Here is a 21,598-nt window from a genome sequence, read left to right as displayed (position 1 = left end):
AACGACCGCTTGATTATTATACTGTCCCAGCGGAGATTTGTCAACGGGATTTTTCCCACTTTAGTCCTTTTCCGCCTTCTGGGCAGCAATGGCCTCCCGCTCCTTCTTCAGTTCCTCATAGAGCTGGTGGGTATCCCACTCCTGATTGGAAGCAGTCAGAACAGCCTTCAGAGGGATCGGAGGCAGCTTTGCCAGACGGATAACCTCCAGCACCTGGTTGAGCAGAGCGTTGTTCAGTCCGCAAAAAACCAGCATAGCTTCTGGAAGCGCCTCACTCATTTCTCCGCCCTCTCCTCTACCAGCAGCCAGATCAGACAGAGCTATGTGGTAACGGTCCGGCTCTACTACCCGCATCCGCAGCCGCAGCATGGCGAAAATCTGCCGCAGCTTAGAAAACTCCGGTCCGGAGAGGTTGTACATCAGGATAGTACCTGCGTTTCCTACACGCTTCATATCAAAAATCCTTTCCATGCCGGCACGGGGTTCGCCGCGCCGGGTCGTTTCTGATTCAGACTGCCTCCAGGGCCTGCTCGATGTCAGCGATCAGGTCGGCCGCGTCCTCGATGCCGCAGGACATCCGCACCAGGTCCGGGGTGATCCCAGCGGCGGCCAGCTCCTGGTCGTTCATCTGCCGGTGGGTGGCGGAGGCGGGATGGAGGCAGCAGGTCCGGGCGTCAGCCACATGGGTCTCGATGGCAGCCAGCTTCAGGTGCTTCATAAAGGTTTCAGCCGCCTTGCGTCCGCCCTTGACTCCGAAGGATACCACACCGCAGGTCCCGTTGGGCATGTACTTTTTGGCGACCTCATAATACTTGTCCCCCTCTAGGCCGGGGTAGGTGACAAAGCTGACCTTGGGGTGGTCCTTCAAAAACCTGGCCACAGCCAGACCGTTCTCACAGTGGCGGGCCATACGGACGTGGAGGCTCTCCAATCCCAGATTCAGCAGGAAGGCGTTCTGGGGGGACTGGATGGAGCCAAAGTCCCGCATCAGCTGGGCGGTACACTTGGTAATAAACGCGCCTGCCTGCCCGAACTTCTCGGCGTAGGTGATGCCGTGGTAGCTGTCGTCCGGGGTGGTCAGGCCAGGAAACTTCTCAGCGTGGGCCATCCAGTCAAAATTGCCGCTGTCCACAATGGCGCCGCCCACAGCCGCTCCGTGGCCGTCCATATACTTGGTGGTAGAGTGGGTGACGATGTCACACCCCCACTCGAAGGGGCGGCAGTTGACTGGAGTGGCGAAGGTGTTATCCATGATGAGGGGCACACCGTGGGCATGGGCCGCCTTGGCGAACCGCTGGATGTCCAGCACGGTGAGGGCGGGATTGGCGATAGTCTCGCCGAACACTGCTTTGGTATTGGGCCGGAAGGCGGCCTCCAACTCCTCGTCAGAGCAGTCTGGCTCTACAAAGGTAAAGTCAATGCCCATCTTCCGCATAGTTACGTGGAACAGGTTATAGGTACCGCCATAGATGGTGGAGGAGGCAACGATATGGTCGCCGCAGTTGGCGATATTGAAGATGGCGTAGAAGTTGGCCGCCTGACCAGAGGAGGTGAGCATGGCGGCAGTTCCCCCCTCCAGCTCACAGATCTTGGCAGCAACATAGTCGTTGGTCGGGTTTTGCAGCCGAGTATAAAAATAACCACTGGCCTCCAGGTCAAAGAGCTTGCCCATGTCCTCGCTGGTGGCGTACTTAAAAGTAGTAGACTGGACAATGGGGATCTGCCGGGGCTCTCCGTTTCCAGGGGTATAGCCGCCCTGGACACACTTGGTATTGATTTGATAATCACTCATAAAATTTCCTTCTTTCTTATGGGGCATGGCGGACAGGACCGCCCCAACATCTGGGGGATAGTTAAGCTTACCCTCCCGTCCGCGATTTGTCAAGTAGCCGAATCGGCCCCCTCCATCAGTTCTTCGGTCAGTACCGCCTCCCCAGCCTGAAGGAGCTGGTGGCTACGGTAGCTGGAGGTGTGACCCTCTGAACGTATCTCTACCCACTCTACGCCCTCTAATTGTGACAGGGTAAGGACGATGCAGTAGTCGGCAAGCGTCAGGGCCATATCGGTCAGTCCCCCGTATTGCTCTGACAGATAGACAGTGACCGTTTCACCCTCCCGCTCCCAGGAGCGCAGAGCTACTCCTCTGGGGAATGGGGAGCGCAGTCCCTCCTGTGAGGGACCGGACAGCAGAGCCAGAAGCAAGTCTTCCGGGGTGGGCCGTCCACGGTCCTCCGGCCAGTCCAGGGGCTGGGTATCCAGTGCCGGCCCGTGTCCTACCCCACTGCTCACGGCGAAATAGAGCTCATACTCTCCCTTCTCTTCCCCGCCGCTCCCGCAGCCCGGCAGCAGGCGCAAAGCAAGAAGGAGTACCAAAGCCAGAGCGAGGGTCCTTCTCATCCTTCTCCCTCCTCGTCCCGGTCCGGCTGGGCGGTATACTGGGGGAATCCCACGGTAAAGAGAGTCCCCTCTGGGTGGCGGGGCCTGGCAGTAATCCAGCCCCCGTGACGGCGGACCGTGTCCCGCGCGATGGACAGGCCCAGTCCGGTCCCGCCGGCCGCCCGGGAACGGGCCTTATCCACCCGGTAGAAACGGTTGAATATCTTGGGCAGGTCCTCCTCCGGGATACCTACCCCCGTATCCCCCACCTCAAGCAGGACCTGATCTGTGTCCCGATAGACTGACACAAACACCTTACCGCCTGGGAAATTGTATTTCACGGCATTTTCGATCAGATTGAAACAGATTTGATACAGGTCGTCCCCTGTGCTTCGGACCACACAGTCCGCCTTCAGGTCCTTCTCGATGGTCACACCGGCAGCGTCAGCCACAGGAAGGAGCATAGACACCGCCCGGTCTGCCACTTGGGACAGGTCCACTGGCTCAGTCTGTCCAGCAGGCAGGCTGTCCAACCTGGTCAATGCCAGTAAATGCTCAGTGATGCGGGTCAGTCGGTCTGCCTCCGCGCCGATATCAGAGACAAACTCCCTTGCTGTGTCACGGTCAATCTGGTCGTTCTGGAGGATAGAATCCGCCAGTAGACGGATGGAGGCCAGCGGTGTTTTCAATTCATGGCTGGCGTCAGACACAAAACGGCGGCGGACCTCCTCCGTGGTCTGGAGCCGGTCGGTCAGCTGGTTGAACTCCTCAGCCATCTGGGCCATCTCGTCCCGCCCCTCGATCTGAAGCCGGTGGCCGTACTCCCCTTCGCCCACAATGCGGATGGCCCGCAGGAGGGCGGCGATCCGGGCGGTAAGCATCTTGGAGAAAAATGTGGACATGACCAGGGTGGCCGCGGCGATGACCAGTGAAATGGTACGCAGGTTCTGCTGTAGGCTGCTCAAAAGCTGCCCCTGGGCCGCGTCTACCTCCAGAATATAGATGGAACCGATGATCATGCCCCGGTAGACGATGGGGGAGGCGGCGGTTGAGGTAAACACATCGTTCTCATAGCGGGAGTAGAACACATCCTTCCCCCGCAGCGCCCCCACCACCTCCTGGTAGAGGGCATACCGGTAGTGTGGTTCCTCTGGCTCCTCCTGGTTCTCCTGGTCCTTCTCCCCCGCCTCCAGGCTGTCATAGAGGATCAGACCTGCCGGATCAGTAACCAGGATACGGGACAGCCCCATGTTGTCCAGCATATTCATTACCCTGGCCACCTGGTCGGCGGAGAGAGACTCCAGCTCCATGAGAGCGGAGGCCATCACCGCCGTCTGGCTCTTCAGCGAGTCCCGTTTGGAGGTAAAGAGGAGATCTTGGGAGGCGATGACCGGATAGGTATTCAGCAGCACCAGCACCACGGCGAAAATGACCAGGTAGCTCATGGCGTATTTGACCTGGAGAGAGGCAAAAAACGGCACAGTCTTGCCCGGCTTCTTCTGCTGCGGCCCCGCCATTTTGTCTCCCTCCTTCCTTAGTCTGTCCGCCCACACCCACTCGAGGCCTGCGCTTAACGCTCCCGCTCCTCCGGCCGGTTAGACAGAAAGTAGCCCACGCCCCACTTGGTACGGATATACTCCGGGTTGGCCGGGTCCAGCTCCAGCTTCTCCCGGAGCCGGCGGACGTGGACATCCACTGTGCGGTAATCTCCAATATACTCATAGCCCCAGACCACATTGAGCAGATTTTCCCGACTGTACACCCGGCCTGGATTGCGCATGAGCAGCTCCATCAGGTCGAACTCCTTGGCGGTGAGCTCCACCATCTTGTCCCCCTTCCAGGCTGCCCGCTCCCCGGTATCCAGCCGAATGTGGCCTATGGACAGAACGCCGCCCGACTGCTTCTGTCCGGCGGCGCCGGAACGGCGGAGGAGCGCCCTCACCCGCGCCTTCAGCTCCAGGATGTTGAAGGGCTTGGTGATGTAGTCGTCCGCCCCGCTCTCAAATCCCATGAGCTTGTCCGCGTCCTCCCCCTTAGCCGTCAGCATGATGACGGGCACATTGGAGAACTCCCGGATACGCATACAAGCCTGAAGGCCATCAATCTTGGGCATCATCAGGTCCAGCAGGATCAGGTCAAAGCTCCCCTCCCGGGCCAGCTCAACCGCCTGCTCCCCATCGTAGCCCACCTCCACCTGGTAGCCCTCGTGCTCCAAGTTGAATTTGATGCCCTTGACCAGTACCTGCTCGTCGTCTACTACTAATATTTTCGCCATGGATAAAAACTCCTTATTCCCTGTCCTAGCCCACACAGGCATACTCCCGCAGCCCATCCAGGATACCTGGTCCGATCCCGGACACATTGTCCAGCTCGTCCACCGACTGGAAGGGCCCGTGCGCCTCTCGGTAGTCTACAATGTCCTGGGCCCGCTTCTCCCCAATGCCGGGCAGGCGCCGCAAATCATACTGGTCCGCGGTATTGAGATCGATCTTCTCCCCGGGCAGAAGGCTGTCCGGCCTCCCCCCGAAGGAGGAAGATCCCTTTTCCGTCTCCTGGGGCTCCTCCCGGTCGTTCCGGGCGGCAGTCACCTGATAGGGCTGGGCCGCACTCCTCTGGGCCAGGAACCAGCCCCCAGTGAACAGCACAAACCCCGCGGTTAGCAGCAGTATCACCTTATCGAAGCGGGATATATCTCTCATCTTTCTCCCCCCTGCCGCTTGCGGACTGCCGCTGCTTTTGCTATAATACTGCTATCCGACTTTGCCAGATGAACGGATATAAAATTAGTATATCATACATACGGAGAATTTCCTATGAAAAAATATCGCTTTCTCTCTCTACTTCTGCTGTTCCCCATGGTACTGACTTTGTTCACCGCCCCAGCCGCTGCCCTGGAGGAGCCTGACCTGTTTTGCACCAACGCGGTATTGCTGGATGCCAATTACAACGAGGTACTGTACGACAAGGGGGCCTATGAGAAGGCCTATCCCGCCAGCACTACCAAGGTCATGACCGCCCTTCTGGTGCTGGAAGCCATTGAGAACGGTCAGCTCTCTCCCTCTACCATGGTCACCGCCGGCCCTACCCGGATGCAGGATATCCCCTCCGGCGCCGGCTATGTGGTGGCCAGCTTGAAGGAGGGCGAAGTCATGTCGGTGGAGGACCTGCTCTACTGTGTCATGCTCCCCTCCGCCGCCGACGCCGCCAATGTATTGGCGGTAGAAGTAGATGGCACCATCGAGGATTTCGTAGCCCATATGAACCGAAAGGCCGGGGAACTGGGTTGTCAGAACACCCATTTCACCAACACAGCCGGCATGCACAGCGAGGACCACTACTCCACAGCCTATGACCTGGCCCTGATCTTCCAGGCGGCCTTGGAATACGACCTGTTCCGCACCATCATCAAGACTGCCGCTTACACTGTACCCGCCACCAATCTGTCGGCGGAGCGGTATTTCTACAACACCAACGGACTTATCTCCAACCTCTGGTACTCCGGCTATGTCTATGACAAGTGTATTGGCGGCAAGACAGGCAACACGGACGAGGCTGGCCGCTGCCTCATCGCCGCCGCCGAGGACGGGGACACTCTGCTCATTTCGGTGGTGCTGGGCTCCGGCCCCATGGAGCAGGAGGGCTATGAGGACTTGCGCCAGGGACAGTTGGTAGAGAGCAAACGGCTGCTGGAATACGGCTTCAACAATTTTGAACGCGTCACCATCACTAAGGGGACCGAGCCTGTGGACAAGGTGGCAGTCACCATGTCCCGCCAGGCGGACGAGGTCAATGTCAAGCCCCAGGGCTCCATCACCCGTACACTCCCCAAGGACATGGATTTGGACGCCATTGAAACCAAGATTGCCCTCTTTTCCGAGGAGGTGGAGGCCCCAGTGGAAGAGGGACAGGTGCTCGGCGTTATGACTCTGTCCTATGAGGGCGAGGTATACGGCAAGCTGGACCTGGTAGCGGTCAATTCCGTGGAACGGTCTGAGCTGTTGTATAAAAAGGAGCAGTTCATCTCCTTCTTCCAGGACACCTGGGTCCAGATCATCCTGGCTGTCGTCCTGCTGCTGGCCGCCTTTATTTTGCTAAGGTTGCTGGTCTTCCGCAAGAAGCGGCGGTATCGCTCCGGCACCGGCGCCCGCTCCCGGAGCAATTATCGGGGCATTCGAAAATAACCTTCTCCTCCAGTGGGATAGAGCGGGACCTGTCAGCTAGTTTGACCAGGTCCCGGTCCACCCGTCAGGGCGCCCCTTTCCGCAGACCTCGCGCCCGTGCGACGTCATGTGCTCCAACATAAAAAAACAGGCACGGCTGGGCTGAGGACAGCTCCCTTCCGCGCCTGTTATCTATGGTCATCATGTCGAGCTCACCCAGCTCAAATGAGAGTTTTCAGTGCCTGGGCCATCTGGTCAGGACAGGAGGTGCTCTTAGCTCCGCAGCGGATGCCCTCCAGCCGCCCTATGGCTTCTTTGACTTCCATCCCCCGCAGCAGTGAGGACAAGCCCTGCAGATTTCCGCTGCAGCCGCCCTCTACCCGGACTGAGAGGATGCGTCCCTCCTCTACCTCTATTTCAAACAGATGGGAACAGACACCCTTAGGTCTGTATCTAATCGTCATATGGTTCACCCCATTTCCTCCGCTATCATAGCAAAATCGGAGGAAAAAGGCAAGTATTTCTCTCCTGTATCCGTTATGCCTGGTGTTTTCTCTGCAGTTGAAGCCGGTCGGCGATCATGGCGATGAACTCACTGTTGGTGGGCTTTCCCTTGGCGTTGGAAACGGTATAGCCAAAGTATTTCTGCAGCGTCTCTAAATCGCCCCGGTCCCACGCCACCTCGATGGCATGACGGATCGCCCGTTCTACCCGGCTGGCAGTAGTATTGAACCGCTTGGCCACTTCGGGATAGAGGACCTTGGTCACCGCATTGATCACGTCCATATCCCGGACCGCGATCAGGATGGCCTCCCTCAAATACTGATAGCCTTTGATGTGGGCGGGCACTCCCACCTCGTGGATGATGGCCGTGACCTGCTTCTCCAGATCGACGCCCCGATCACCCTCTGTTTCTATGGCTGTCCCACCGGTGAGGTCCCGAATCCGCTCACACAGGGCACTGCTTCGACAGGGCTTCACCATAAAATAGTCAGCCCCCTTTGCCGCAGCGGCATCCGCGATCCCGCCTCTGGTATAATTGGACAGCACCAGGATCTTGGGGCGTTTCTCCATCTTGTTCAGCTGTTCCAGCACCTCCAGGCCGTCCAGGCCCGCCAGCACAATCTCCATCACCACCGCGTCCGGCATCAGCTCGCTCACCATACGGACTAACTCAGCCCCATCGCCTGTCTGACCGGCCACTTGGATATCCGCCTCTCCGGACAGGCTGTCTACCAGACCCCGCCGGAAGTCCTCTCCAGCGTCTGCAATCAATATTCGTTTGATTGCTTCCATCATGATATCACTCCTACTGCTTCATATGTCCTCGTCCACAGTTGGGACGGGTTTCGACCGGCCACCTATAATCTAGCATAATCAGACAGCATATTCAAGCCAATTCTTCTATATTTTTCCATGAACTTTTCTTTAATTTTCGACATTTTTGGAATATTTTGGATGTTATCTGTGGAAGTTTATGTCGTATTAGAAAGAAAAAGGGCCTCAGGTGTGGTATCCTGAGGCCCCTGGCTCAAGACATCTGGGCTTGGCGGCAGCTGTCGGCCTGTCGGATCATATTTTCCGCCAGGATGCCGTAGCCCCGCTGGGGGTCGCTGACCAAGACGTGAGTCACAGCGCCCACCAGCCTGCCGTCCTGCAGGATCGGGCTGCCGCTCATTCCCTGGACGATGCCGCCGGTGGTCTCCAGCAGCCCCTGATCGGTCACCTGGACCATCAGGTTACGGGTCCCATCCCCATCCAGAAAGAGTTTGGTAATCTCGATGTCAAACTCTTCCACCTTGTCCCCCCGGATATTGGACAGGATCGTGGCTTTCCCAGTGTGGATCTGCTCCCTGTCAGCCACTTCTACCGGCTCCAGCCCCTGGGTCAGCTCGTTTTGGTCCAACTGGCCAAAGATACCCAGATTGGTGTTGGCGTAGAGTGTTCCCAAGTCCCGGGTCAAATCAAATTGCCCATGGAGTTCACCGGGCTGGCCGCTGACCCCTTTTTTCACATCAGACACCGTCGCCTCCATGATAGCGCCCGATTCCAGCGGCATAAGCATGGCGGTATCCACGTCGTTGATGCCATGGCCCAGAGCGGCGAACACACCGGTCTCCGGGTCATAGAAGGTCACTGTTCCGATGCCCGCCATTGAGTCTCTCAGCCAGACGCCCAGTTGGTAATTCCCCTGACTGTTGGCTACAGGGGCGGTAGTCAGCTGCAACTGCCGCTGGCCCCGGACCGCCTGAATGGTCAGCTGCTCTCCCTGCTGCTGTGCCACCATCTCCTGTATTTCTTCGATGGTGTCCACCTCTTCCCCATTGATATGGGTAATCACGTCTCCCGCCTTCAAGCCGCAATCCCGCCCGGGGTATTGGGCGCCCCGCTCTGTTTCTACCGGTGAGAGGCCCACCACCAGCACACCGTCAGAAAAAAGCTTGATACCCACTGCCCGGCCCAGGGGGATCACCTGTTCGCCAATCTCGGTATCCACGGAAGCGGCGGCGGACAGTCTAGGCATTGTCAGCATGGCGGGCGCGGCCGCTTCCGTGGCCCTTCCCCCATCTCCGGTCAACAGGATAGCCGCTAGAAGACACAGCCCCAGCACACCCGCCAAAGCGCCGGCCATACCGGGGCCGCCCTTCTGTTTTGGTCCTTTCTCCATTTGTTCCACCCCCTTAAAAACGAAAGGGCGGACGGCACGTTCAAGCCGTCCGCCCTCTCATTATGACCGTGTCGGGGGAGATTCAATCAAGGGTAGACCTTCCACCCTTTCCAGCTGTCCGCGCTTCGTCCTATCTGGGACGGACAATGGAAAAAGGACCCTGGACCCTAATGTCAGCAAAGGAATATTTTTTAGCAAAGACAGACTGGAGGACCCCCAATGGAATCCCTCCAGTCTGTCCGATCCATTTCCTTTCCCTGAAGCTGGGCGCTTTTTACAGCCGCGCGGACCACTCCGCCTCTCGGAAGCCCACCAGCACAAAGTCATCCGCCACCAGGATGGGCCGTTTGACCAGCATTCCGTCGGTGGCCAGCAGTGCCAGCTGATCCTCCTCCGTCATGGTGGGGAGCTTGTCCTTCAGTTCCAAAGACTTGTACAATAGGCCGGAGGTATTAAAAAATTTTTTTAATGGCAAGCCGCTGGCCTGCCACCATCCGCGCAGCTCTTCCGCTGTAGGATTATTCTCCTTAATGTGTCTCTCGGTGTAGGACACGCCCCGGTCGTCCAGGAATTTTTTGGCCCGCTGGCAGGTGGTGCATTTGGGGTAACATACAAACAGCATGGTCGCCGCCTCCTTTTTTCCTATGGTATCATGTTTCTCAGGGTGGCGCAACCAAAAGAGAACATTTCAGCCAGAAGTTCTCTGCTGAAAAATATCATAGTTGGAATGAAAATCCTTTTTTACCTCATTTCGGGCGGTACGGTCGTATCCCGTCCCAGCTCCTCCCCCAGCTTTTGCAGCTCTCCCAGGGTTGATACACTGATATCGCTCTCCAGCAGACGCAGCCGGGCCCGTGGGGGCATCTTGTCCCAGTAGGACAGCAGCACCGGGTCGTGGCCCACCACATCCTGTGGAAGACGGTAATATTGCTCCATAAGCTCTCCTCCTTCTCCCACAGTTTGCCCGAAAAAGGGGGAGGGCATACGAAAAAGAGCCTGCCATGTCAAATCATGGCAGGCCCCTAGCGGCGGTGTTATTCCTGGGGCGGATTCTCCTGGGCTTCTGTTTCCTGAACCTCCGCTTCCTGATGGGCAGACGGCTCCGCTGCGCGCTCCACAGGCTCCACCCGCGCGACCACCTCCACCTCATCGTCGGCAGAACTCTTCAGCTCGGCGATGCGGTCGTTGTTGGCCTCGATCGCCGCCTTGGCCGCAGTGATCTTCTCGCAGGAGGCGGCATAGGCCGCCTCAGGGGCGGCACCCTTCTCCGCGTAGTACAGCTTACCCAGCTCGATGTACGCCTTTTTGATGGTGTCCTCCTCGCCCATGTTGGCGGTCTTTAGCTTGGCGATCTCCGCCAGCCGCTTGGACTGGGCTACACCGGCCTGGGCCAAGTCAGTGGCCTTTTCCTTGAAATTATCAAAAAATCCCATGGTATCGTTGCCTCCTTCATTCCATACGGTCGCCCGTTTGATGGCTTCATTTTATCCTATTTTGTTTTCCCGCGCAAGGACCTTGCCCCCGATTTAATGTTTTTTTCATCTTTGCTATATCTTTCTTTCAGGAATGGAATAAAAACGGAGCCTCCGGACATTCCGGAGGCTCCCGTTTCCAACTACATGTATCGCTCAATACCGTCCAAAGTCACCGGAGCGGCCCTTGGTCACATCGGCGCCGAATTCATAGTCCTTGCCGGGCAGGATGGCGTTGAGGGCGATGCCAGCGATGGCCGCAATGGCCAGGGAGGTCAGCGTCACGGAGGCGCCGCCCACATGGAAGGTCAGTCCGGAGAACTCGTTGTTGTTGCCCCAGATCTTGAAGCCCAGGCCGCACACCATGATGACGGCCGCAATAATAAGATTGCGGGAGTTGGTGAAATCCACCCGGTTCTCCACCACGTTGCGCACGCCGATAGCGGAGATCATGCCATAGAGGATGAAGGACACGCCGCCGATAATGGCGGTAGGGATGGAGTTGATGACGGCGGCAAACTTGGGAGAGAAGGACAGCACCACCGCATAGACAGCGGCCAGCCGGACCACCTTGGGATCAAAGACCTGGGACAGCTCCAGCACACCGGTGTTCTCGCCATAGGTGGTATTGGCGGGACCGCCAAACATTCCGGCCAGGGAGGTGGCGATGCCGTCGCCAATGAGGGTGCGGTGGAGGCCCGGATTCTCAATAAAGTTCTCCCCCACCGTGGCGGAGATGGCAGACATATCCCCGATATGCTCCATCATGGCCGCCACGGCGATGGGGGCCATGACCAGGATGGAGGTAAGGTCGAACTTGGCCAAGACAAAGGGCTGCAGTCCGACCAGTTCCGCGGCGGCCATGCCGGAGAAGTCCACCTGGTTGGTAGCCAACGCTACCACATAGGGGATCACAACGCCCAGCAGAATAGGAATGATCTTGATCATGCCCTTGCCCCAAATGTTTGCCGCGATAACAACAGCGATGGACAGAAGGGCCAGCCACCAGTTCGTGGAGGCGTTATTGATCGCGCTGGGGGCCAGGGACAAGCCAATGAGGATGATGATGGGCCCGGTGACTACGGGGGGCAGGTAGCGCATGACCTTGCGCACGCCCAGCAGCCGGATCAGAGCGGCCAGCACCAGATACATCAGGCCAGCTATCACGATGCCGCCCAGGGCGTAGGGCAGCTTTTCCTCTCCGGTCATATTGGCATAGATGCCGGAATCCAGCTGGGCCACCGCGCTGAAGCCGCCCAGATAGGCAAAGGAGGAACCCAGGAACGCTGGCACCTTCAGCTTGGTACATACGTGGAAGAACAGGGTGCCCACACCGGCGAAAAACAGGGTGGTCTGGATGGAAAGGGGCAGCCCGTAGCCCTGGACCAGGATGGGGACCAGCACGGTAGCGCCGAACATGGCGAACATATGCTGAAGGCCGAGGATCAGCATTTTGGGCAGGCCCAACTGACGGGCGTCGCGGATAGGCTCGTGGTGATTCATTTACATTTCTCCCTTCACGTTTGGCACACAAAAAAAGACAACCACATTGTGATTGTCAGCGGCAGATAGAAATGAGGGCCCCGTCAAACTTAGGCCAGCTAAAAGGCTCATACATGGTCATGACGCGCTCCCCCTTTCTCGTTCCGAAGTATCATAACAGAATTTCCGACAGGACGCAAGAGAAAATGTTATGTTTTCGGGATTTTTTCTCGAAAGATAAAAGATTTTTTCTTCTCTGCCGGCTTGTTGGTCGTTCCGCGCATTGACTTTTTTCCCTTGGGGGGATAAACTAGTTTTGATTTTTCCCTCTTGGGGAGTTTTTTGCCTTCCCGCTGGGAAGGCTTTTCTCTGTCCCGCCCCATACCAAAGATAAAGGAGCGATCTGCCATGAAGCGGCCCTTCGTCACCCTGGAGCAGCTCCAGGAAATCGTCAAACAGTACCCCACCCCCTTCCACCTTTACGATGAGAAGGGCATCCGTGAAACCGCCCGCGGCCTGTACCGGGCCTTCTCCTGGAATCCAGGCTTTAAGGAGTATTTTGCCGTCAAGGCCACCCCCAATCCCCAAATTCTGAAGCTCCTGCGGGAGGAGGGCTGTGGCGTGGACTGCTCCTCCCTCACCGAGCTGATGATGAGCCAGCGGTGTGGCTTTGCCGGGGACGAGATCATGTTTTCTTCCAATGATACGCCCGCCGAGGAATTTCAGCTGGCCGCCGAATTGGGGGCCACCATCAATCTGGACGATATCAGTCACATCGACTTTTTGCGGAACACCATCGGCTATATCCCCAAAAAGATCTCCTGCCGCTATAACCCTGGCGGCACCTTTACCCTGGGCGAGAGCAAAGAGGGCTTTCAGGTGATGGATAACCCCGGGGAGGCCAAATACGGTCTGACCCGGCCCCAGATGACCCAGGCATTCCGCCGGCTGAAAGAGCTGGGCGCCGAGGAGTTCGGCATCCACGCTTTCCTGGCCTCCAACACCATTTCCAACGAGTATTACCCTGCGCTGGCCGCCATTCTCTTCCGCACCGCTGTGGAGTTGAAGGAAGAAACCGGCTGTCATATCACCTTTATCAACCTGTCCGGCGGAGTGGGCGTCCCCTACCGTCCGGATCAGCCTGCCAATGACATCGCGGTCATCGGCGAAGGGGTACGGAGGGCCTACGAGGAGATCCTGGTCCCCGCGGGGATGGGTGATGTGTCCCTCTGCACCGAGCTGGGCCGGTTCATGCTGGCTCCCCACGGCCACCTGGTCACCCAAGTTCTCCACGAGAAGCGCACCTATAAGGATTATATTGGGGTGGACGCCTGTGCCTCCAATCTGATGCGGCCGGCCATCTATGGGGCCTATCACCACATCACTGTGATGGGCAAGGAGGACCTGCCCTGTGACCACAAGTACGACGTCACCGGCGCCCTGTGTGAGAACAGCGACAAATTCGCCATCGACCGGATGCTGCCTGAGATAGACATTGGTGATCTGTTGGTCATCCATGACACCGGCGCCCATGGCCACGCTATGGGCTATCAGTACAATGGACGGCTCCGTTCCGCCGAGGTCCTGCTGTGCGAGGACGGCTCTACCCGCCTGATCCGTCGGGCCGAAACGCCGGAAGACTATTTCGCCACCGCTATTTGGGAGTAAGGCGTCTGCCGGGGACTGAGGGCTGTATACAACTCCGCGCCCATTTCCAGGGCGATTTGGAATTTGTACTCCATGTCCAGGCACAGCTGGTGCGTCAGACTGTCCATCAGCTGGTCCAAAAGCTGGCACCCCTCCTCATTCAGCCGCCCCTTCAACTGATTGTAATTTTTATCCACGATTTCACCACTAGCCCGATAGTCCGGGTCTTTCATCATTTCATTTCGGCATTCCAAGACATAGTCATACAGGATTCTTACCGATTCTATCATGATTTGTCCTCCCACTTTTATACTCCAAACGGGTTAATTCTATTATAATTACTCCGTTTGGGGCTGTCAAGGGGGTAAAGAAAAAATGACAAAATTATCTGACCGTCTTTTCCTCCTCCGAAAAGAACGGCATCTCACCCAAGGAGATGCGGCAAAAGGAATGGGCGTCCCGTTCAGCACTTACCGGCGATATGAAAAGCGGGAGCGGGAGCCGGACGCCTCCACCCTGGTCCGGATGGCCGACTTCTACCAGGTCACCCTGGATTACCTGGTGGGCCGGTCTGAGAAAAGGAGCTAGTATTTTGAACATCATGGGTGAGATCGCCGTTGTGTTCGGCGTTTGTCTGATCTCCGAGGGCATCTCCTTTCTGCTGCCCTTCCCCTTTCCCGCCGGGGTCATCAGTCTGGTGCTTCTCCTGCTGCTCCTCTTTTCTGGAGTGGTAAAGGAGCGGCACATCGGCCGGGTCTCCGGCTTCCTGGTGGACAATATGGCCTTCTTCTTCGTCCCGCCCTGTGTAGCCATCATAGAGCATTGGGAGAAGCTTCTTCCCTACCTGATCCCCTTCTTTTTTATTGCCGTAGTCACCACTCCCCTGGTCTATCTGGTCACCGCCTGGACCATCCAGCTACTCATTCGTCGGAAGGGGGGGAAAGGCCGGTGAGAGACATTCTTTTCTCCTCCCCCTTCTTTGGCATTGTGCTGACCTGCGCGGCCTGGAGCGTGGCTCAGTGGATCCAGAAACGGACCGGCTGTTTCCTGCTCAACCCCCTTGCCGTGGCCGTGGCTCTGATCCTGTCGGTATTGGCAGCCCTCCGTGTCCCGTATGAGGACTACCAGCAGGGCGGCGATGTCCTCTCCCTGCTCCTGGGCCCAGTGACCGCGGTGCTGGCCCTGAATATCTACCGCCAGCGTCAGCTACTAAAGGAGTATTTTTTCCCTGTCCTGGCGGGGTGCTTCACCGGCTGTCTCACTAGTCTGGGGTCCATCCTTCTGCTGTGCAAACTGCTGTCTGTGGACAGTGTCATTGCCTCCTCCCTCCTGCCTAAAAGCGTCACAACCGCTATCGCTGTTGCCATCTCGGACAGCAACGGTGGTATTCAGGGCATCACAGTCACCGCCGTGCTAGTGGCCGGAGTAATAGGCGCTATCTTTGCCCCCCTTTTCGCCAAACTGTTCCGCGTCACAGACCCGGTGGCGGAAGGGGTGGCCATCGGGGCGTGCAGCCATGCTCTGGGTACCTCCAAGGCCATGGAGATTGGCGCTCTCCAGGGGGCTATGAGCTCTATCGCCCTTTGTGTATGCGGCATCATGACCTCCATCATCATCATGTTTTTCTAATCCGCATAAAAGCAGCCCGTGCCATCGGCACGGGCTGCTTTGTCTTTTATCATAAATTAGCGTTTCTTGCTGAAAATACGCTCCAAAATATCCCAGTCGTCGTCACTGACCTTGGGCTTCTCCGGTTCGGCAACAGGAGAAGCGGCCGACTGCCCCTCTCCAGCTGGCTGCCCAGCCTCCTGGGACGGAGCCTGTACCGCGGGACGCTCCCCAGCAGCGCTGGGGGCAGTTGGAACACTGTTGGGCGCCTGGTCAAACCCGGTAGCGATGACAGTGACCCGAATCTCGTCCTCCAGGGACTCATCAAAGGCAGCGCCGAAGATGATATTGGCGTCGGGGTGAGCGGCCTCTTGGACCAGGTTGGCCGCTGTCTCTACCTCCTCCAGGCCGATATCCATAGAGCCGGTCACATTGATCAGCACGCCCTTGGCGCCGTTGATAGAAGTCTCCAGCAGGGGGCTGGAAATAGCCATCTTGGCAGCCTCCTCAGCCTTATTCTTGCCCGCGGCGCGGCCAACGCCCATGTGGGCGCACCCCGCGTCCTTCATGACGGCGGACACATCGGCAAAGTCCAGATTGATAAAGCCGGTGTTATTGATCAGGTCAGAGATGGACTGGACGGCCTGCTGCAGGACATCGTCCGCAATCTCAAAGGCGTTGAGCATGGTGATCTTCTGGTCCGTGGCCAGCTTCAGCCGCTCGTTGGGGATGATAACCAGTGAATCCACCTTGTTGCGCAGTTCAGCAATCCCGTTCTCCGCCTGCTTCATACGGCGCATTCCCTCGAACCGGAAGGGCTTGGTGACCACACCCACGGTAAGTATCCCCAGCTCCTTGGCAATATCGGCCACGATGGGGGCCGCGCCAGTGCCGGTGCCACCGCCCATGCCGGCGGTAATAAAGACCATGTCAGCGTCCTCCAGGACCTTGGAGATCTGGCTACGGTTCTCCTCGGCAGACTTGCGGCCCACCTCAGGGTCGGAGCCCGCCCCCTGGCCGTTGGTCAGCTTCTCGCCGATCTGTATCTTCTGGCCTGCGCCAGAGAGCGACAGCGCCTGCTTGTCGGTGTTGACCGCGATGAAATCCACGCCCTTGGTGCCGGTACGGACCATACGGTTGACCACGTTATTGCCGCCGCCGCCGACGCCCACTACCTTGATGTTTACTACGCTTTCAGGACCCATATCCAATCCGAAGGCCATTGTCGTTCCTCCTATGTAAATGTGGAAGCTATCGCCGCAAAACAACCTGTTGTGGATAGCTTCCGCTTGTGAAGTCTACATTTTGTTATATTGTATCGCTCTTTCCTTTGCCGGTCAAGAGAAAATCTCGCTTCCGACGAAACTTTCCGTCATTTTCCAATACTTCCCATCAATCGGGAGAATACACCGCGGCGTAGTCCTGCTGTGTCAAGTCCATGGCGCCGGATGCCTGGCTGCCAAACTCCTCCTCCGCCTTGGCCACCGCCTGCTCCAGCACTCGGAGCTTATAACTAAAGTCCGCGTTAAGGGGCATTTTTACCTCAAACCGCTCCAGGTAGTGCAGTTTGACCTGGGTTTCACTCAGTTGGATGGAGGACACCCGGTCCACCGCCTCCATCTCCTCCAGAGTGGCCAGCAGATCCAGCAGGGCATCCAGTCTGGGCTGCTCCGCCTCTGGGATCTCCAGCATGGTACCCGCCTTTGGTGACAGGGCGGTGAGCCCTGTCACCTCGATGGCTCCGCTGTCGGCGGGCGCCGGCTCCAGCAGCTTGCCCCCCACACTGATGAGCCATGGCTCCGAAGCCGCCTGGAGGGTGGCCGGCTGACTGCCGGAGGAGCTGGCCTCTGGGTCCTCCGCCGGCTGCTCCGGTTCCTCCACTGTCACCGCCGCACCCGGTTCCGGGGGCAGGATCTGGGCGACAGCGTCCCACTCGGACACCGTAATGACGATGGTGCTGGGCAGAGAGCGGCGGATCAGAATCTTCTCCACATAGGGCAGCTGCCGCAGCACCTGATCCCCGATCTGATACTTATTCATTCGGTAGAGATTGTCGCCGATTTGGATGCCGGAGGCGTCTATCACCTCTTGCTGTGTATAGCGGCTGTTTCCTGTCACAGCGATGGTCTCCACCTGGAAAAATACTGTGGCCCCTATGGTCAGGGCGATGACCACAGCCAGGGCGCAGAGCAGCTTGAACAGAGGGCCAAAGCGCCCTCTGTTCTTCCTGCGTGTTCTGCTGTGGTTCTTTCTCGGCATACGATCCTCCCTGGCTCCGCCGGGCTCCCATCCGGTTCCTGCCGGAAGTTTGCACAGCTTCGCCGCTGGTTCTCTGTGTTCCCAATGGTCCCCCTCTGGTCAATCCGGAAGCTCCTGAATATCCGCTCCCAGGGCCCGCAGGTTCTGAGGCAGCTTCTCATAGCCCCGGCAAATATGGTGCAGGTCGGACACCTCCGTGCTCCCCTCCGCCCCTAGTCCGGCTACCACCAAGGCGGCCCCGCCTCTCAGGTCCGTGCTTCGGACGGCGGCTCCATGGAGCCTTCCTACCCCGGTGACTACCGCCACCCGGCCGTCTACCCGGATATCCGCCCCCATGCGGCGCAGCTCGTCTACATGGCCGTACCGGCTATCAAACATATTCTCCACAAACATGGTGGTCCCCTGCCCCCCAGTCAGGGCGGCCATCAGGATGGCCTGCCCATCGGTAGGGAAACCGGGATAGGGCGCGGTACGCACAGTTGGGATGCTCTGAAGCGGCCCCCGGCTCTCCAGCAGAATGTGGTCCGGTCCGGAAGTCAGGCGGCAGCCCGCCTCCTCCAGCGCACTGAGCACCGCGGTAAGCGTCTGGGGCTCCGCCCGGGTCAGCTCCACCTCTCCTCCGGCGGCGGCCGCCGCGCATAGATATGTAGCCGCCGCGATCCGGTCCCCCATGACGCAGTGCTCCGCCGGATGGAGCGGCACGCCGCCCCGGATGGTGATAACCGAGGTCCCTGCCCCCGACACCTCCGCCCCCATAGCCCGCAGAAACCCTTGCAGGTCCACAATTTCCGGCTCGCGGGCGGCGCCCTGGATCAAGGTGACCCCCGGACAGCCGCAGGCGGCCAGCATGGCGTTTTCCGTCGCGCCCACGCTGGGCAGGTTCAGGCAAAGCTCCCTTCCCCGGAGGGCTCCGCCTCCCTGGCAGCGCAGGCACCCCTGGTCCTCCCGGATCTCCGCACCCAGACGGCGCAGAGCGGACAAGTGCAGGTCGATGGGCCGGGGGCCCAGCTCACAGCCGCCGGGATAGGTCAGCTCCGCTTCCCCCAGCCGGGCTAGCAGCGCGCCCAGAAAGATCACAGAGGAGCGCATCTCCCGCATCAGCCGGTCCGGAATGTCCGAACGGCACAGGGCAGAGGCATCCACCAGGACAGTATCCCCCTCCCGCTCCGTCCGGCAGCCCAGAAGGCGCAGGATGTCCAGGGTAGCAGATACGTCGGACAGGTCGGGACAGTTGTGGATGACACTCTGACCCGGGGCCAACACGGCGGCGGCCAGGATGGGCAGGACACTGTTCTTGGCCCCCTGAACGGACAGGCTGCCCGATAGGGGCCGTCCGCCCTCGATTCGATAAAAGCTCATGGGATAGCCTCCAAATTTCTTTGATTCAGGCTATCCTATGCGGAAACAGTCCATTTGGTTTATGAGGCGGTCCCGCCCCTTCTTATGCTTTGTCTCGCATGATCTCCCGCAGGGTCTGGTATATCTTCTCCCCGGCGTTGGGCACAGCCATGGCGTTGAGGGCCCGGACCATGGCGTCCCGCCGGTCCCGCTCCTGCATCAGCAACTCCACAGTATCGTAGAGGGTATGCTCCCCGCAGTCCTGCTCCCGCAGGAGGATCGCCGCCCCCTGGTCAGCCAGCACCCGCGCGTTCTTTTCCTGGTGGTTGGCAGTGACATTGGGGGAGGGGACCAGCACCGAGGGCTTGGCGATGGCGGTGATCTCCGAGATCGTGGAGGCCCCCGCCCGGCACAAGACCACGTCGGCGGCGGCCATGACCAGGGGCATATCATAGATATACTCCCGGACCTCCACCCCGTTGTCCCCCAGCTTCAGCCCCCGGCGAAGGAGCTCCTCCCGCATCCAGGGGAAGTCCCGGCCGGCGCCATGGATATGGCGGATGGGAGCGCCCTCATAGCACTCCTTGGCGATGAAATCCACCATCTTCTGGTTCATGACCTCTGCCCCCAGCGAGCCCCAGTAGGACAGCAGCAGGGGCCGCTCGTCGGCGAGGCCCAACTTCTCTCTCGCCTCCTGGCGGGTATACTTGAAAAAATCGCCCCGGACCGGGGTGCCGGTGACCACCACCTTGGAGGGGTCGTCGTAGTGGGAACGGCTCTCCTCAAAGCCCACCATCACCCGGTCCACCACTCTGGCCAGGGCCTTTGTGGTCAGGCCTGGGACGGCGTTTGACTCATGGACGGCGGTGGGGATCTTCCGGCGGGCGGCCTCGTTGACCACAGGGAAGGAGGCGTAGCCGCCGGTGCCCACCACCAGGTCAGGCTTAAACTCATCCAGAATAGCCTGAGCCTGCTTTTTGGACTTCCGCATATTCATCAGGGTGCCCAGGTTGTGGGCGATATCAGCAGGGGCAAAGGAGCGGTGGAAATTGGTGATGGTGACGGAGCGGATCTCGTAGCCCTCCTTGGGCACCAGCTTATTTTCCATCCCTCCATCGGCCCCCACGAAGAGGACCCGGCAGCCTGGGTGCCGCTCCTGGAAGATATGGGCCAGAGCCACCGCGGGATTCACATGGCCGGCGGTACCGCCGCAGGTAAACAGAATGTTCATAAAACACCTCTTCTGTGAGCGTGAAGAACAGATGCCTTATCTTAGCTCTCCACGCTTTCTATCAGTCCTTTTTCGGCGCCGGAATCTGCCGGGAGATGCTCAAAATAATGCCCATCTCCGCCAGTTGTATCATCAGCGCGGTACCCCCGTAGCTAAAGAAAGGCAGGGAGATGCCCGTGTTGGGGATCAAGTTGGTAACCACCCCGATGTTTAGAAATACCTGGGCGGCCAGCAGCGTGATGATACCCACGATGGTCAGGGTGCCGAATTTGTCTCTGGCGTGGAGGGCCAGCCAATAACCACGCATGATAAGCAGGGCGAACAGGATCAGGACGATGGCCGCTCCAATGAAGCCCAGCTCCTCCACCACGATAGAAAAGATAAAGTCATTTTCCGGCTCAGGGATGTAGAGAAACTTCTGGCGGCTCTTGCCCAGCCCCAGGCCCAACAGGCCGCCAGAGCCGATGGCATAGAGGGACTGGATGGGCTGATAGCCCGCGCCCTGGGGATCGGACCAGGGGTCCAGCCACAGGTTGATCTTCCGCGTCATATAGTCGGTGGCAAAGACCACAAAGGTGAGGGCGGCCACAGCAAAGGAGCCCAGCCCTACGAACCATCCCAGATTGATGCCTGATGCGAAAAGGACGGCGGCGGCCCCCACCATGATGAGGATGGTACCCGACATATGGGGCTCCATGACCACCAGTACCAGCACCAGGGAAAGCACCGCACCGTAAGGCACCAGTTCCAAAAAGCCGATGCGCTCCAGCCGATTCAGAGTCCGCCCGGTGAGCGTCCGGTTGGTAAACTTCTTTTTCCGCTCGGTGTCCCGCTTGGACAGCCGGGCCGCGAAAAACAGGACCACCGCCACCTTGGCAATCTCGGAAGGCTGAAAGGTGGGGCCGGCCACCAGGAAAAGATAGAGCCAGCGTTTCACCTGATTGATCTCTACGCCAATGGGCGTCAATACCAGCACCAGCAGCGCAATCGCGCCCACCAGCACAAAGACAGACATCCAGCGAAAACGCTGGTAATTGATCTTGGATGTCACATACATCACCAGCAGACCTGCCGCGGCATAGGCGGCCTGCCTTCGGATGTAGAACATGGGGTTGTTCTGTACATTTTGGGACGAGTCATAGTAGGCCGAGGCAAAGGAAGCGGAAAACATCATGATGAGCCCGATCCCCACCAGCATGAGCACCAGCATCAGGAAGGGCAGGTCCATGGGGCCGCGGGCCAGCTGCTCCTCCATGGTCAGGTCACGTTTTGCTTTTCTGGCGATAATGTCCACCTCCTTTGATCAAATGGGGACGTACTCGGACAGGGACCCGGAAAAACGCGGGGCTGCTCTCTC

The 21,598-nt window shown here is 58.7% G+C and carries 25 protein-coding genes; 5 read left to right on the top strand and 20 right to left on the bottom strand.

The genetic code is table 11. The annotated features are described in order from the left end of the window. Positions 1–60 precede the first annotated feature (60 nt). From H8S11_RS01510 to H8S11_RS01485, 6 genes are all read right to left on the bottom strand, one after another. Entirely contained in the window at positions 61–453 is a 393-nt protein-coding gene (locus H8S11_RS01510; RefSeq protein ID WP_186851937.1) for a DUF3783 domain-containing protein, read from the bottom strand. Between the two features lie 55 nt (positions 454–508). Further along, positions 509–1,792, bottom strand: a complete 1,284-nt coding sequence (locus tag H8S11_RS01505) for an O-acetylhomoserine aminocarboxypropyltransferase/cysteine synthase family protein (protein WP_147571487.1) — start codon at positions 1,790–1,792, stop codon at positions 509–511. An 89-nt stretch (positions 1,793–1,881) separates the two neighbouring features. After that, positions 1,882–2,397: a GerMN domain-containing protein gene (locus tag H8S11_RS01500; RefSeq protein WP_186851936.1), complete on the bottom strand. Its 516-nt coding sequence runs from the start codon at positions 2,395–2,397 to the stop codon at positions 1,882–1,884. Continuing rightward, entirely contained in the window at positions 2,394–3,893 is a 1,500-nt protein-coding gene (locus H8S11_RS01495) for a sensor histidine kinase (RefSeq protein ID WP_147571492.1), read from the bottom strand. Before H8S11_RS01495 ends, H8S11_RS01500 begins: the two co-directional genes overlap by 4 nt. Positions 3,894–3,946: 53 nt before the next feature. After that, complete coding sequence (locus H8S11_RS01490) at positions 3,947–4,651, bottom strand: response regulator transcription factor (protein WP_147571494.1); 705 nt, start codon at positions 4,649–4,651, stop codon at positions 3,947–3,949. A gap of 25 nt (positions 4,652–4,676) precedes the next feature. Beyond that, positions 4,677–5,075: a ComEA family DNA-binding protein gene (locus H8S11_RS01485; protein ID WP_186851935.1), complete on the bottom strand. Its 399-nt coding sequence runs from the start codon at positions 5,073–5,075 to the stop codon at positions 4,677–4,679. A gap of 114 nt (positions 5,076–5,189) precedes the next feature. On the opposite strand from H8S11_RS01485, the gene H8S11_RS01480 reads away from it, so the two are divergent. Beyond that, positions 5,190–6,557, top strand: a complete 1,368-nt coding sequence (locus H8S11_RS01480; RefSeq protein WP_186851934.1) for a D-alanyl-D-alanine carboxypeptidase family protein — start codon at positions 5,190–5,192, stop codon at positions 6,555–6,557. 200 nt (positions 6,558–6,757) lie between these two features. Here H8S11_RS01480 and H8S11_RS01475 read toward each other — a convergent pair whose 3' ends face one another. The 8 genes from H8S11_RS01475 to H8S11_RS01440 form a co-directional block, all read right to left on the bottom strand. Beyond that, positions 6,758–7,000 carry a TIGR03905 family TSCPD domain-containing protein gene (locus H8S11_RS01475; protein ID WP_147571500.1) on the bottom strand — a complete coding sequence of 81 codons (243 nt, stop codon included), beginning with the start codon at positions 6,998–7,000 and terminating at the stop codon, positions 6,758–6,760. Between the two features lie 73 nt (positions 7,001–7,073). Continuing rightward, a complete protein-coding gene (gene spo0A / locus H8S11_RS01470) occupies positions 7,074–7,835 on the bottom strand; it encodes a sporulation transcription factor Spo0A (RefSeq protein ID WP_147571502.1) in 762 nt (253 codons plus the stop codon). Positions 7,836–8,067: 232 nt separating this feature from the next. Continuing rightward, entirely contained in the window at positions 8,068–9,204 is a 1,137-nt protein-coding gene (spoIVB, locus tag H8S11_RS01465) for a SpoIVB peptidase (protein WP_243200886.1), read from the bottom strand. Between the two features lie 274 nt (positions 9,205–9,478). Further along, positions 9,479–9,826 carry an arsenate reductase family protein gene (locus H8S11_RS01460; RefSeq protein WP_147571504.1) on the bottom strand — a complete coding sequence of 116 codons (348 nt, stop codon included), beginning with the start codon at positions 9,824–9,826 and terminating at the stop codon, positions 9,479–9,481. Between the two features lie 119 nt (positions 9,827–9,945). Further along, positions 9,946–10,140, bottom strand: coding sequence for a hypothetical protein (locus H8S11_RS01455; RefSeq protein WP_147571506.1), 195 nt, complete (start codon positions 10,138–10,140; stop codon positions 9,946–9,948). A 98-nt stretch (positions 10,141–10,238) separates the two neighbouring features. Continuing rightward, complete coding sequence (locus tag H8S11_RS01450; protein WP_147571508.1) at positions 10,239–10,637, bottom strand: serine proteinase; 399 nt, start codon at positions 10,635–10,637, stop codon at positions 10,239–10,241. A gap of 195 nt (positions 10,638–10,832) precedes the next feature. After that, positions 10,833–12,179, bottom strand: coding sequence for a uracil-xanthine permease family protein (locus H8S11_RS01445; RefSeq protein ID WP_147571510.1), 1,347 nt, complete (start codon positions 12,177–12,179; stop codon positions 10,833–10,835). 188 nt (positions 12,180–12,367) lie between these two features. After that, positions 12,368–12,568, bottom strand: coding sequence for a hypothetical protein (locus tag H8S11_RS01440; RefSeq protein WP_147571512.1), 201 nt, complete (start codon positions 12,566–12,568; stop codon positions 12,368–12,370). Between H8S11_RS01440 and H8S11_RS01435 the strand changes: the two genes are divergently transcribed. After that, complete coding sequence (locus tag H8S11_RS01435) at positions 12,567–13,826, top strand: diaminopimelate decarboxylase (protein ID WP_147571514.1); 1,260 nt, start codon at positions 12,567–12,569, stop codon at positions 13,824–13,826. The two genes, H8S11_RS01440 and H8S11_RS01435, sit on opposite strands and share 2 nt — an antisense overlap. On the opposite strand, the gene H8S11_RS01430 is transcribed toward H8S11_RS01435, so the two are convergent. Next, the gene (locus H8S11_RS01430; protein ID WP_186851933.1) at positions 13,799–14,095 is read right to left on the bottom strand and encodes a DUF6809 family protein; all 297 of its coding nucleotides are present in this window, start codon (positions 14,093–14,095) and stop codon (positions 13,799–13,801) included. The two genes, H8S11_RS01435 and H8S11_RS01430, sit on opposite strands and share 28 nt — an antisense overlap. An 85-nt stretch (positions 14,096–14,180) precedes the next feature. Between H8S11_RS01430 and H8S11_RS01425 the strand changes: the two genes are divergently transcribed. From H8S11_RS01425 to H8S11_RS01415, 3 genes are read left to right on the top strand one after another with little or no spacing between them, the layout of a single operon-like run. Next, a complete protein-coding gene (locus H8S11_RS01425; RefSeq protein ID WP_186851932.1) occupies positions 14,181–14,393 on the top strand; it encodes a helix-turn-helix domain-containing protein in 213 nt (70 codons plus the stop codon). Between the two features lie 13 nt (positions 14,394–14,406). Continuing rightward, positions 14,407–14,757, top strand: coding sequence for a CidA/LrgA family protein (locus H8S11_RS01420; RefSeq protein ID WP_240288919.1), 351 nt, complete (start codon positions 14,407–14,409; stop codon positions 14,755–14,757). Then, a complete protein-coding gene (locus tag H8S11_RS01415) occupies positions 14,754–15,434 on the top strand; it encodes an LrgB family protein (RefSeq protein ID WP_186851930.1) in 681 nt (226 codons plus the stop codon). Before H8S11_RS01420 ends, H8S11_RS01415 begins: the two co-directional genes overlap by 4 nt. A 56-nt stretch (positions 15,435–15,490) precedes the next feature. On the opposite strand, the gene ftsZ is transcribed toward H8S11_RS01415, so the two are convergent. The 5 genes from ftsZ to H8S11_RS01390 all read right to left on the bottom strand — a co-directional run bounded on the left by ftsZ (position 15,491) and on the right by H8S11_RS01390 (position 21,535). After that, on the bottom strand, positions 15,491–16,636 hold the full coding sequence (ftsZ, locus tag H8S11_RS01410; protein WP_147571533.1) for a cell division protein FtsZ: 1,146 nt from the start codon (positions 16,634–16,636) through the stop codon (positions 15,491–15,493). 169 nt (positions 16,637–16,805) lie between these two features. Continuing rightward, positions 16,806–17,672 (bottom strand): cell division protein FtsQ/DivIB, encoded by an 867-nt coding sequence (locus tag H8S11_RS01405; RefSeq protein WP_186851929.1) that lies wholly within the window; start codon positions 17,670–17,672, stop codon positions 16,806–16,808. Between the two features lie 99 nt (positions 17,673–17,771). Next, a complete protein-coding gene (gene murA, locus H8S11_RS01400) occupies positions 17,772–19,031 on the bottom strand; it encodes a UDP-N-acetylglucosamine 1-carboxyvinyltransferase (protein WP_186851928.1) in 1,260 nt (419 codons plus the stop codon). Between the two features lie 82 nt (positions 19,032–19,113). After that, entirely contained in the window at positions 19,114–20,241 is a 1,128-nt protein-coding gene (locus H8S11_RS01395; protein ID WP_186851927.1) for a UDP-N-acetylglucosamine--N-acetylmuramyl-(pentapeptide) pyrophosphoryl-undecaprenol N-acetylglucosamine transferase, read from the bottom strand. A 61-nt stretch (positions 20,242–20,302) separates the two neighbouring features. Further along, positions 20,303–21,535, bottom strand: a complete 1,233-nt coding sequence (locus tag H8S11_RS01390; RefSeq protein WP_374740292.1) for an FtsW/RodA/SpoVE family cell cycle protein — start codon at positions 21,533–21,535, stop codon at positions 20,303–20,305. Between the last annotated feature and the right edge of the window lie 63 nt (positions 21,536–21,598).

It is taken from the genome of Flintibacter hominis (genome assembly GCF_014287965.1).
GTDB classification, from domain to species: Bacteria; Bacillota; Clostridia; order Oscillospirales; family Oscillospiraceae; genus Lawsonibacter; species Lawsonibacter aceti.
The sequence above is the reverse complement of the archived record's forward strand: the minus strand, read 5'-3'. Positions and strand labels throughout refer to the sequence as shown.

Bases quoted from the DNA above. Each gene is read 5' to 3' on its own strand.
- H8S11_RS01510 (WP_186851937.1), bottom strand. From the start codon at position 453: ATGAAGCGTGTAGGAAACGCAGGTACTATCCTGATGTACAACCTCTCC.
- H8S11_RS01505 (WP_147571487.1), bottom strand. From the start codon at position 1,792: ATGAGTGATTATCAAATCAATACCAAGTGTGTCCAGGGCGGCTATACC.
- H8S11_RS01500 (WP_186851936.1), bottom strand. From the start codon at position 2,397: ATGAGAAGGACCCTCGCTCTGGCTTTGGTACTCCTTCTTGCTTTGCGC.
- H8S11_RS01495 (WP_147571492.1), bottom strand. From the start codon at position 3,893: ATGGCGGGGCCGCAGCAGAAGAAGCCGGGCAAGACTGTGCCGTTTTTT.
- H8S11_RS01490 (WP_147571494.1), bottom strand. From the start codon at position 4,651: ATGGCGAAAATATTAGTAGTAGACGACGAGCAGGTACTGGTCAAGGGC.
- H8S11_RS01485 (WP_186851935.1), bottom strand. From the start codon at position 5,075: ATGAGAGATATATCCCGCTTCGATAAGGTGATACTGCTGCTAACCGCG.
- H8S11_RS01480 (WP_186851934.1), top strand. From the start codon at position 5,190: ATGAAAAAATATCGCTTTCTCTCTCTACTTCTGCTGTTCCCCATGGTA.
- H8S11_RS01475 (WP_147571500.1), bottom strand. From the start codon at position 7,000: ATGACGATTAGATACAGACCTAAGGGTGTCTGTTCCCATCTGTTTGAA.
- spo0A (WP_147571502.1), bottom strand. From the start codon at position 7,835: ATGATGGAAGCAATCAAACGAATATTGATTGCAGACGCTGGAGAGGAC.
- spoIVB (WP_243200886.1), bottom strand. From the start codon at position 9,204: ATGGAGAAAGGACCAAAACAGAAGGGCGGCCCCGGTATGGCCGGCGCT.
- H8S11_RS01460 (WP_147571504.1), bottom strand. From the start codon at position 9,826: ATGCTGTTTGTATGTTACCCCAAATGCACCACCTGCCAGCGGGCCAAA.
- H8S11_RS01455 (WP_147571506.1), bottom strand. From the start codon at position 10,140: ATGGAGCAATATTACCGTCTTCCACAGGATGTGGTGGGCCACGACCCG.
- H8S11_RS01450 (WP_147571508.1), bottom strand. From the start codon at position 10,637: ATGGGATTTTTTGATAATTTCAAGGAAAAGGCCACTGACTTGGCCCAG.
- H8S11_RS01445 (WP_147571510.1), bottom strand. From the start codon at position 12,179: ATGAATCACCACGAGCCTATCCGCGACGCCCGTCAGTTGGGCCTGCCC.
- H8S11_RS01435 (WP_147571514.1), top strand. From the start codon at position 12,567: ATGAAGCGGCCCTTCGTCACCCTGGAGCAGCTCCAGGAAATCGTCAAA.
- H8S11_RS01440 (WP_147571512.1), bottom strand. From the start codon at position 12,568: ATGGCAGATCGCTCCTTTATCTTTGGTATGGGGCGGGACAGAGAAAAG.
- H8S11_RS01430 (WP_186851933.1), bottom strand. From the start codon at position 14,095: ATGATAGAATCGGTAAGAATCCTGTATGACTATGTCTTGGAATGCCGA.
- H8S11_RS01425 (WP_186851932.1), top strand. From the start codon at position 14,181: ATGACAAAATTATCTGACCGTCTTTTCCTCCTCCGAAAAGAACGGCAT.
- H8S11_RS01420 (WP_240288919.1), top strand. From the start codon at position 14,407: ATGGGTGAGATCGCCGTTGTGTTCGGCGTTTGTCTGATCTCCGAGGGC.
- ftsZ (WP_147571533.1), bottom strand. From the start codon at position 16,636: ATGGCCTTCGGATTGGATATGGGTCCTGAAAGCGTAGTAAACATCAAG.
- H8S11_RS01405 (WP_186851929.1), bottom strand. From the start codon at position 17,672: ATGCCGAGAAAGAACCACAGCAGAACACGCAGGAAGAACAGAGGGCGC.
- murA (WP_186851928.1), bottom strand. From the start codon at position 19,031: ATGAGCTTTTATCGAATCGAGGGCGGACGGCCCCTATCGGGCAGCCTG.
- H8S11_RS01395 (WP_186851927.1), bottom strand. From the start codon at position 20,241: ATGAACATTCTGTTTACCTGCGGCGGTACCGCCGGCCATGTGAATCCC.